Origin of the sequence: Myxococcus qinghaiensis (genome assembly GCF_024198215.1) — a bacterium.
Taxonomy (GTDB): Bacteria; Myxococcota; Myxococcia; order Myxococcales; family Myxococcaceae; genus Myxococcus; species Myxococcus qinghaiensis.
This window is the reverse complement of record NZ_JAKCFA010000021.1, coordinates 57,002-65,436: the sequence shown is the minus strand read 5'-3', so window position 1 is coordinate 65,436 and position 8,435 is coordinate 57,002. Positions and strand designations below refer to the sequence as shown.

8 protein-coding genes are annotated in these 8,435 nt (G+C 65.5%); 6 read left to right on the top strand and 2 right to left on the bottom strand.

Going from position 1 to position 8,435, the window contains the following annotated elements; all coding sequences use genetic code 11:
- Window positions 1-64 precede the first annotated feature (64 nt).
- On the bottom strand, window positions 65-1,816 hold the full coding sequence (locus tag LZ199_RS33215) for an ATP-dependent nuclease (RefSeq protein ID WP_253997768.1): 1,752 nt from the start codon (window positions 1,814-1,816) through the stop codon (window positions 65-67).
- A 317-nt stretch (window positions 1,817-2,133) separates the two neighbouring features.
- Between LZ199_RS33215 and LZ199_RS33210 the strand changes: the two genes are divergently transcribed.
- The 3 genes from LZ199_RS33210 to LZ199_RS33200 all read left to right on the top strand — a co-directional run bounded on the left by LZ199_RS33210 (window position 2,134) and on the right by LZ199_RS33200 (window position 5,562).
- Window positions 2,134-3,729 (top strand): PKD domain-containing protein, encoded by a 1,596-nt coding sequence (locus tag LZ199_RS33210; RefSeq protein ID WP_253997767.1) that lies wholly within the window; start codon window positions 2,134-2,136, stop codon window positions 3,727-3,729.
- Window positions 3,730-3,906: 177 nt separating this feature from the next.
- Entirely contained in the window at window positions 3,907-4,479 is a 573-nt protein-coding gene (locus LZ199_RS33205) for a DUF1801 domain-containing protein (RefSeq protein ID WP_253997766.1), read from the top strand.
- A 93-nt stretch (window positions 4,480-4,572) separates the two neighbouring features.
- Entirely contained in the window at window positions 4,573-5,562 is a 990-nt protein-coding gene (locus LZ199_RS33200; RefSeq protein ID WP_253997765.1) for an aldo/keto reductase, read from the top strand.
- A 72-nt stretch (window positions 5,563-5,634) separates the two neighbouring features.
- Here LZ199_RS33200 and LZ199_RS33195 read toward each other — a convergent pair whose 3' ends face one another.
- Window positions 5,635-6,039 carry a RidA family protein gene (locus tag LZ199_RS33195; protein WP_253997764.1) on the bottom strand — a complete coding sequence of 135 codons (405 nt, stop codon included), beginning with the start codon at window positions 6,037-6,039 and terminating at the stop codon, window positions 5,635-5,637.
- Between the two features lie 104 nt (window positions 6,040-6,143).
- Here LZ199_RS33195 and LZ199_RS33190 point away from each other — a divergent pair, with 104 nt between their 5' ends.
- From LZ199_RS33190 to LZ199_RS33180, 3 genes are read left to right on the top strand one after another with little or no spacing between them, the layout of a single operon-like run.
- Window positions 6,144-7,076, top strand: coding sequence for a LysR family transcriptional regulator (locus LZ199_RS33190; protein WP_253997763.1), 933 nt, complete (start codon window positions 6,144-6,146; stop codon window positions 7,074-7,076).
- Window positions 7,077-7,123: 47 nt separating this feature from the next.
- Window positions 7,124-7,480 carry a MerR family transcriptional regulator gene (locus LZ199_RS33185; RefSeq protein ID WP_253997762.1) on the top strand — a complete coding sequence of 119 codons (357 nt, stop codon included), beginning with the start codon at window positions 7,124-7,126 and terminating at the stop codon, window positions 7,478-7,480.
- Window positions 7,481-7,487: 7 nt separating this feature from the next.
- Window positions 7,488-8,423, top strand: a complete 936-nt coding sequence (locus tag LZ199_RS33180) for an alpha/beta hydrolase (RefSeq protein ID WP_253997761.1) — start codon at window positions 7,488-7,490, stop codon at window positions 8,421-8,423.
- The last annotated feature ends 12 nt before the right edge of the window (window positions 8,424-8,435 follow it).

Sequence of the window (8,435 nt, the reverse complement as noted above, 5' to 3'; positions counted from 1 at the left end):
TGTGATTCACACAGGGCCCGGGCCACGAGCCCGGGCGCTCCTCATCATTTGAGGTCCAAACCAGTCAGGGAGGGGGAAGAGAAAGAAGTCCTCGAACGAACCTCCTCGCATGTTCAAGCTGAGGATCGCGTTGGAGGTCCTTGCTCAGCACATCCTCCAGCCAAGCATTTCCATGACCACCTACGGTGGGGTCAAAGCTCTCCATCTCGCCCTCATCAACGACGAAGAGACCGAGTTGCTTGAGGTCAACGAGGAGTAGCTCGGCCACCTGACGCACCTGTCCCTTAGGTACCGCGTCCAGACCATGCTCCTTCGCCAAGTCCCAGGGAGAGGCACGCTTGAGTACATCCTTGATGCGCTTGGCCACATCGCCCGGGAAGGTAGAGGTACTTACCTCGCTCAAAAGCTTTCCGATCTCGTTCCGGACGTGATCGGTCTCCAATTCCGGCCTGCGTTGCTCGACACCTGATTTGACCTGCTTCCAGCGTCCCTCGAAGTCGACCCATGAGCCGCCAAATGCACTGACGGCCTCCTTGAGCGGGGTAATATCGTTCAAGATGTCGAAATCCACGACGGCGCGCGTAGGGACACCAATGCCGACAAGGGCTGCCGCAATCTCTGGAATTTTGTGCTTTCCCCCGGTGCTCGTGAACATCACGTCGGGCCTACGCTCGCCCGTGTCCACGGGCTGGATTGCATTCAGAAGCGCTGCATAAAAGCGGCAATCTCCATCTGCCTCGCAGAGTACGACCTGCTCATGGAACAGGCCGTCCAAGGTGTTGGAGAAGCGAAGGATGGGATCATCCCAAAGCGTGCGGATCTTGTCCGTATCCAGTGCACGAGCATGGTTGAGATCCCCCTCGCGCGTGAGCCGGATGACCTTGAGGGACGAGGGATTGGCATCCAGGAGGCCACGAAGCAAATCTCCGCTGTGGGTCGCGATGATCAACTGGCGGCCAGCGGGCTTCTCCCTGGCCAACAGCGTTCCGAGGAATCGAGCTTGGGGCGGATGGAGAAAAGCTTCTGGCTCGTCGATCATGACAACTGTCTTGTCGACCGCCGCGACATGAAGAAGGCAGTCGGCGAAACTGCGCATCCCGTCTCCCTGATGCTGAAGCTGCGGGAGTTTCTCAAGCTTGCGGGCGTAGCTGAGGGAGACCCGGTCCTCGCCGGGTTCCAGGCTGGGAATCTCTCCGCAATGGAGCGGCATCCTGGAGCCAGCAGTCTGATTCACGATGAGTGATTGGCCGAAAGCGGATTGAAAGTAACGACTAAGTCGATTCGCCAGGGCTGAATCCACACACATCTTCTGGATGGGAAGGAACGGAATGTCTGTCGCGAGGTTGAAGACCTTGGCAGGCTCAATGGCCGTGAAGCGAGTAGACGGCTCGAGCAGGAAGAAGAAAAGCTCGGTGAGTGCGCTAGAGTCCTCTTTCCGCTCCCAGAACGTTCGGAGATCTTTTTCGTGTATTTGTTCGACGTTGAGTCCCCGGAATTTCATCTCATGCGGCGACAAGGGTGGCCTCGATTCCTCAAGCGCCTTGAGGCTATAAAGCGGAGAGTTCGGCAGACGATAGGGAGCCATCAGCGCCAGGAAGTCATCGACCGTCCCGGAGCGACCCACCATCAGGTCAGTGACGACGTGGTTCGCCGCTCCGCCATGCCTCCGCGAGGGCGCAAGTCGCAGGATATCGCGAAGTGTCGCACTCTTTCCGGCGTTGTTGGGACCGACGATGACGACGATGGAGTCGGGTTCGAGCGTGACGCTCGCGCCACCGCTGAACGTGAGCTGCTCAATGAAGACGGTCGGGATCATCAAGTCACCTTGTGGTGCCATGCTGACACGTTCAGCGAGTGAATAGGAGTGTTCCTCCTACCCATGGAGCGAGCAGCGCCAGGCCAGTGGGTCGTGTCTTGACCGTTCAGAGACTGCCCATTCTCTACCCGCACTTCAACGTTCCTGTCTGGCTTGAATCCATCCAAAGATTGACACAGCGAATTCGCCGCTCCCAAGGTGGGCCTGTCGCCGACGTTGGCGACCCGGAGCGCGTGCGGGTGTGAGCGAGCGCAATGGCCCTCACCCGTGAACGCGCATCGCCGTCCATCGCGCCGTTCGATTCCGAGGAGCCATCCATGTCGAAACCCAGCCAGTCCGCGCCACCACTCTTCCGCCTGTTGCCAGCACTCGCCGCGCTCGCCCTGGTCACCGCCGCGCCCACCGCCACTGCTGCTTCGGCGGTGTACGGCGGCGGCCCGTTCTATTCCGGCGGCACTGCTGTCATGGACGACCTGCGCGCGTCGGGCTTCACCACCATCATCCTCTGGAGCTTCCACATCGAGGACAACGGCGACCTCGTCTACAACGACATCCCCGTGGTCAGGAACGGCGCCTATATCGGCGATGCCGCGTGGCCGACCCGTCTCGCCACGCTCAAGACCGCGCCGACCTCGGTCAATCGCATCGAAGTGTCCATCGGCGCGTGGAGCGTCCCTGACTTCGAGCGCATGGCCCGACTGGTCAACGGCACCGCCGCCGGCTGTGGAACCACCCTCGTCTGCGGCACTGGCACCAACAGCATCCTGTACAGGAACTTCCAGGCCCTGAAGACCGCCACCCGCGCGGATGCCGTGAACTTCGATGACGAGAGCGCCTACGACCTGGCCCCCACCACCACCTTCGGACAGATGCTCATCGGCCTGGGCTACAAAATCACCTTCGCGCCGTACACCCAGCAGACCTTCTGGCGGAACCTCAAGGACAACCTCGGCGGCTCGGTCGATAAAATCTATCTCCAAGTCTACGACGGCGGCGCCGGCAACAACCCGGCGAGCTGGAACACCGCGATGGGCATGACGGTGGACCCGGGCCTCTGGTCCCGACATGGCACTGGCTGCACTTCGGGCGACAGCCCCGCCTCCGTGCAGAGCCGGATGAGCGGATGGAAGACCAGCGCGGGCATCCGTGGCGGCTTCATGTGGCTGTACGACGACATCCAGCGCTGCTCCGCGCAGGGCACCAGCGCGCAGTACGCGGCGGCCATCAACACCGCGGTCAGCGGCAACACCCCGCCCGTGGCGAACTTCAGCGTCACCGTCAGCAGCCTCACCGCCACCTTCACCGATTCCTCCACCGACGCCGACGGCACCATCACCTCGCGCAGCTGGAACTTCGGCGACGGCACCACCTCCACCGCCACCAACCCCTCGCGCACCTATGCGAGCGCCGGCAACTACAACGTCTCCCTGACCGTCACCGACAACGCCGGCGCCAGCCATACCAAGACGCAGACGGTGTCGGTCGGCGCGGGCTTCACCAACCTGGCGTTGAACAAGCCCACCACCAGTTCGACGGCGTGCAACAGCAGCGAGTCGGCAGCCAAGGCGGTCAACGGCAGCGTCTCGGGCGGCACCACCGACAAGTTCTGCTCGCTCGTCTCGCCGTCGTGGATGCAGGTGGACCTGGGCTCGGCGCAGACCGTCAGCAGCTTCACCCTCAAGCATGCGGGCGCGGGCGGTGAGTCGACGGGCTGGAACACCAGGGCCTTCACCATCCAGACCTCCAGCAACGGAACCACGTGGAGCACGCCCGTCACGGTGACTGGCAACACCGACAGCACGTCGACCCATGCCATCACCGCGACGTCGGCGCGCTACATCAAGCTCAACGTGACGACCCCGACCCAGAACGGAGACCCGGCGACGCGCCTCTACGAGTTCGAGGTTCGCTGAGCCTTCGAGGAAGACACCGGCCCGCGACCTCCTCGCGGGTCGGCGCTGTCCCTGGAGTCACCCTGCCCCCTGCTTGCGGAAGGCAGGCGCCGCGGGGGCTCGACGTGAAGGTTGACCTGCTTCGTCGTTCCCGCGTACCTCTTCGAGGTCCAGTCACCGCACCCCTGGAGTGGCACAATGGCCGGCAAGACCCCCAAGAAGACGGCGAAGGTCGCGAAGAAGACCGCCGCGAAGAAGACCGTCGCGAAGAAGACCGTCGCCAAACGAGGCACCCCGAAGACAGCCAAGCCGCGCAAGGCAGCCAGCCCGCGCAAGGTGGCCGCCAAGGCCTCGGCGCCCAAGTCCTCGCAGCCGCGCCTCTTGTCTGGCGGCAATCCTCAAATCGCCAAGGGCTACGGCGATGCTCCCGTGCAGGCCTACATCGCGGCCATGCCGGGCTGGAAACGCGACCTCGGAGCCCGCCTCGACGCGCTCATCGTTCGCGCCGTCCCCGGCGTGAAGAAGGCGGTCAAATGGAACTCGCCCATGTACGAGGTCGAGGGCCAGGGCTGGTTCCTCGTCCTCCATTGCTTCACGAAGTACGTCAAGGTGGCCTTCCTCAACGGCAGCTCGCTGCGCCCCCTTCCTCCCGGCGAGTCAAAGACTCCGCAGACGCGCTACTTCGACATTCGCGAGGATGACGCGCTCGACGAAGCCCAGCTCACCGCCTGGGTGAAGCAGGCCAGCAAACTGCCCGGCGTACGCATGTAGGTGACCAGCGGGGCGCCAGTTGAATAGCCTGGGAACGGAAACACTCCGCACTTTGTGAACCTGGGCTTCAGGGCCGGAGAGAGAGAGCGAACCATGCAGAAGCGCAAACTGGGGAAGAGCAACCTCGAGGTCTCCGCCATCGGCTTCGGCTGCATGGGCCTGAACTTCGCCTACGGGCCGGCGATGGCGCGCAAGGATGCCATCGCGCTGCTGCGCGCCGCCGTCGAACGCGGCGTCACCTTCTTCGACACCGCCGAGGCCTACGGCCCCTTCACCAACGAGGAGCTGGTGGGCGAGGCGCTCGCGCCCGTCCGCGCCCAGGTCGTCATCGCCACCAAGTTCGGCTTCAGCTACGACGGGAACGGCAGGCAGGTGGGCAACGACAGCCGGCCGGAGAACATCCGGCGTGTCGCTGAAGCCTCGCTCAAGCGCTTGAAGACCGACCGCATCGACCTCTTCTACCAGCACCGCGTGGACCCGAACGTCCCCATCGAAGAGGTCGCGGGCGCGGTGAAGGAGCTCATCCAGCAGGGCAAGGTGGGCCACTTCGGCATGTCGGAGGCGGGCATGAAGACCCTCCGCCGCGCGCACGCGGTGCAGCCCGTCACCGCGCTGCAGAGTGAGTACTCGCTCTGGTTCCGCAAGCCCGAGGAGGAGGTCATCCCGACGCTGGAGGAGCTGGGCATCGGCTTCGTCCCCTTCAGCCCGCTGGGCCGGGGGTTCCTCACCGGCACGATTGACGAGAAGACCCCCTTCGCCAAGGGCGACTTCCGCAACACCGTGCCGCGCTTCACCCAGGAGGCCCGCAAAGCCAACCAGCGGTTCGTGGACTTCATCGGGCAGGTGGCGAAGCAGAAGAACGCCACGCCCGCCCAGGTGGCCCTCGCCTGGCTGCTCGCACGCAAGCCCTGGGTGGTGCCCATCCCCGGGACGACCAAGCTGCACCGGCTGGAAGAGAACCTGGGGGCGGCGGAGCTCCAGCTCCTGCCAGACGAGCTGCGGACCCTCGACGACGAGGCCGCGCGCATCACCGTGCAGGGCGAGCGCTACACCGAAGCGATGGAGAAGCGCACGGGCCTCTGAGGTCGACCAGCGCTGCGCCCCACCCTCGGATGCAGCGGTGGTGGGGCACTCGTGCGCTTGGAGCCGCTTGGGTCAGCCCACGACGGCGGTGGCTTCAATCTCCACGAGGACCCCCGGCTCGAAGAGCACGGAGACGCCAATCAGCGAGGCCGGCGCCGGCACAATCTTCAACTCCTCGGAGACCCGCGCGACGCCCGCGAGGAAGTCGGGCATCAGCTCACGCTTCCAGTCGACCACGTAAAACGTCAGTCGAACGACATCGCTGAACGTCGCCCCGGCGGCGGCGAGCGCGATGGCGACGTTGCGATAGGCCTGGGCCACCTGTCCCGCCAGGTCACCCGGCGCGACGAGCTGCCCCTCGGCGTCATACGCAACCTGCCCCGCGATGTGCACCTGCCGCGTGCCGGTGGCAATCGCCACCTGTCGGTACACGTCGGTCTTCATGAGTCCGTCGGGGTTGAGCAGTGTCACGGGCATGTGCTGTCTCCATGAGGGAGTGATTGTCGGGACTCGTATACCCAGTCCATTGACGAATGGCATTCCCCACTCCAGCGACGCGGGCGCTACAGTGTCCGGCCACGATGAAACGCGCCCAGCTGGATGAAATCTTCACCTTCATGTCCGTCGTGGAGGCGGGCAACTTCGTCGGGGGTGGCCGGGCCATCGGACTGACTCGCTCGGCGGCAGGCAAGGCCCTGGCCCGGTTGGAGTCCCGGCTTGGGGTGCGCCTGCTGAATCGCACGACGCGCCACCTCAGCCTCACCGACGATGGCCGCGTCTTCCATGCGCATTGCCAGCGCGTCCTCGCGGCCCTGGACGACGCGGAAGCCAGCGTGGGTCAACGAACGAGCAAGCCCCGGGGAGTGCTGCGGCTCACCCTGCCCGGCGCCTTCGGCAGATTGCTCGTCCTCCCCTTGCTGCGGGACTACCTGCGGACCTGGCCCGAGGTGCAGGCGGAGGTGAGCTTCAGCGACCGCGTCGCGGATATCATCGAGGAGGGCTACGACCTGGCCGTGCGCATCAACGTGACGAGCACGGACACGCGCCTGGTCTCCCGAGTCGTCACCCAACACCGTGTGGTCATCTGCGCCGCGCCCTCCTATCTCGATGCGCGTGGTGAGCCCGAGACGCTGGAGGAACTCGCCACGCATGAGTGTCTGCTCTTCAGCAGCCGGTCGCGCAGGCAGCGCTGGCGGCTGCGCGAGAAGGGCGGCGCGTGGGTGATGGTGGAGGGGAAGAGCCGCCTTCGGCTCGACAGCGGCGAGGCGATTCGAGACGCGGCCGTCGCGGGGCTCGGCATCGCCTACCTGCCCGACTTCCTGGTCGACGAGGACCTGACGAGCGGGCGGCTGGAGGCGCTGCTGCCGTCTTGCGAGACGGAGTTCGTCCCCATCATGGCGCTCTACCCGAACAAGCGGCATCTGCCCGCGAAGGTGCGGCGCTTCATCGACCTGATGGCCGAGCAATGGAGCGCGAAGTCACCGCCCATCCAACCCGTCGACAACAGGCCTTGACCTTGACACGGGTGTCAGGGGCTAGCGTTCGTTTCCAGGAGAGCAGGATGAACATCGGAGAACTCGCCAGGCGCACGGGCTGCAGTGCGCGCTCCATCCGTCACTACGAGAAGACGGGGCTGCTCACGTCGAATCGACGCGCGAATGGCTACCGGGAGTTCGACGCGCAGTCGGTCCCCCGGGTGATGCAGGTGGCCCACCTCATCCAGTTGGGCTTCTCCCTGGTGGACATCACCACCTTTCCCCCCTGCATGCTCCGCGAGGTCACGGATGTCGTCTGCCCGCAGGCGCTCGCGCTCCACCGCAAGCGACTGGCGGAGTTCGACCGGCAACTCCTGGAGCTCACGGGTCGTCGAGACCGGCTCGCGCGCGCACTCGGAACGAGCGCCCCCTCCACCAAATGAGCACCCCATGAATCGTCGCGACCTGCTGAAGACCACCCTCGTGGGCGCGGGCACGCTCCCCTTGCGAACCTCCCTCGCCGCCGCGCCCGAGCGGGGCAAGCCACCTCGTCGCACGTTCCTCCTCGTGCATGGCGCCTGGCACAACGCCCTCCACTGGACGCGCGTCACGGAGGCACTGTCCGCTCGGGGCCACCAGGTGGTCGCCATCAACCTGCCCGGGCACGGCCTCAATGCGCGCTTTCCCTCGGCCTACGTGAAGGGCGACGCGGCGAGCCTCCGCGAAGAGCGCTCACCTCTGGCGGACCTCACCCTGGACGACTGCGCCACCGCCGTGGTCTCCGCGCTGGAGAAGCTGCGCCAGGGCGCAGGCGGAGCGAAGCCTGTCCTCGTGGGCCACAGCGTGGGCGGCGCCGTCATCACCCGGGCGGGCGAGTTGGCGCCACAGCACATCGGCCGGCTCGTCTACCTGAGCGCGTATTGTCCCCTGCGCCTGGGAAGCCCCGCCGGCTACGGAGCACTGCCCGAGGCTCGCACCGGATATGGAGAGACGCTGTTCCTCGGCGACCCGGGGAAGCTGGGCGCGGTGCGCATCAACCCGCGCGGCGGCACGGAGTACCTGGAGGCCCTTCGCGCGGCGTACTACCAGGACGTGCCGATGACGGACTTCCTGCCCTTCGCGCTCTCCCTGACGCCGGACCTCCCCTTGTCGCTCTGGACCACCAAGGTGGGAGCGACGAAGGAGCGCTGGGGCCGCATCCCTCGCGGCTACATCCGCTGCACCCAGGACCGCGCCCTGGCCCCCGAGCTCCAGGACTTGATGATTCGCGAGGCCAACGCCTTCACTCCCGGCAATGCCTTCACCGTCGAGTCACTGGAGGCCTCTCACTCTCCATTCGCCTCACGGCCCGAAGCGCTCGCGGCGCTCCTGGACGGGCTGCGCTGAACCAGACGCCGG

What these genes read in the sequence shown, in the direction of transcription:
- LZ199_RS33215 (WP_253997768.1), bottom strand. Translation starts at nt 1,816, where the DNA reads ATGATCCCGACCGTCTTCATTGAGCAGCTCACGTTCAGCGGTGGCGCG.
- LZ199_RS33210 (WP_253997767.1), top strand. Translation starts at nt 2,134, where the DNA reads ATGTCGAAACCCAGCCAGTCCGCGCCACCACTCTTCCGCCTGTTGCCA.
- LZ199_RS33205 (WP_253997766.1), top strand. Translation starts at nt 3,907, where the DNA reads ATGGCCGGCAAGACCCCCAAGAAGACGGCGAAGGTCGCGAAGAAGACC.
- LZ199_RS33200 (WP_253997765.1), top strand. Translation starts at nt 4,573, where the DNA reads ATGCAGAAGCGCAAACTGGGGAAGAGCAACCTCGAGGTCTCCGCCATC.
- LZ199_RS33195 (WP_253997764.1), bottom strand. Translation starts at nt 6,039, where the DNA reads ATGCCCGTGACACTGCTCAACCCCGACGGACTCATGAAGACCGACGTG.
- LZ199_RS33190 (WP_253997763.1), top strand. Translation starts at nt 6,144, where the DNA reads ATGAAACGCGCCCAGCTGGATGAAATCTTCACCTTCATGTCCGTCGTG.
- LZ199_RS33185 (WP_253997762.1), top strand. Translation starts at nt 7,124, where the DNA reads ATGAACATCGGAGAACTCGCCAGGCGCACGGGCTGCAGTGCGCGCTCC.
- LZ199_RS33180 (WP_253997761.1), top strand. Translation starts at nt 7,488, where the DNA reads ATGAATCGTCGCGACCTGCTGAAGACCACCCTCGTGGGCGCGGGCACG.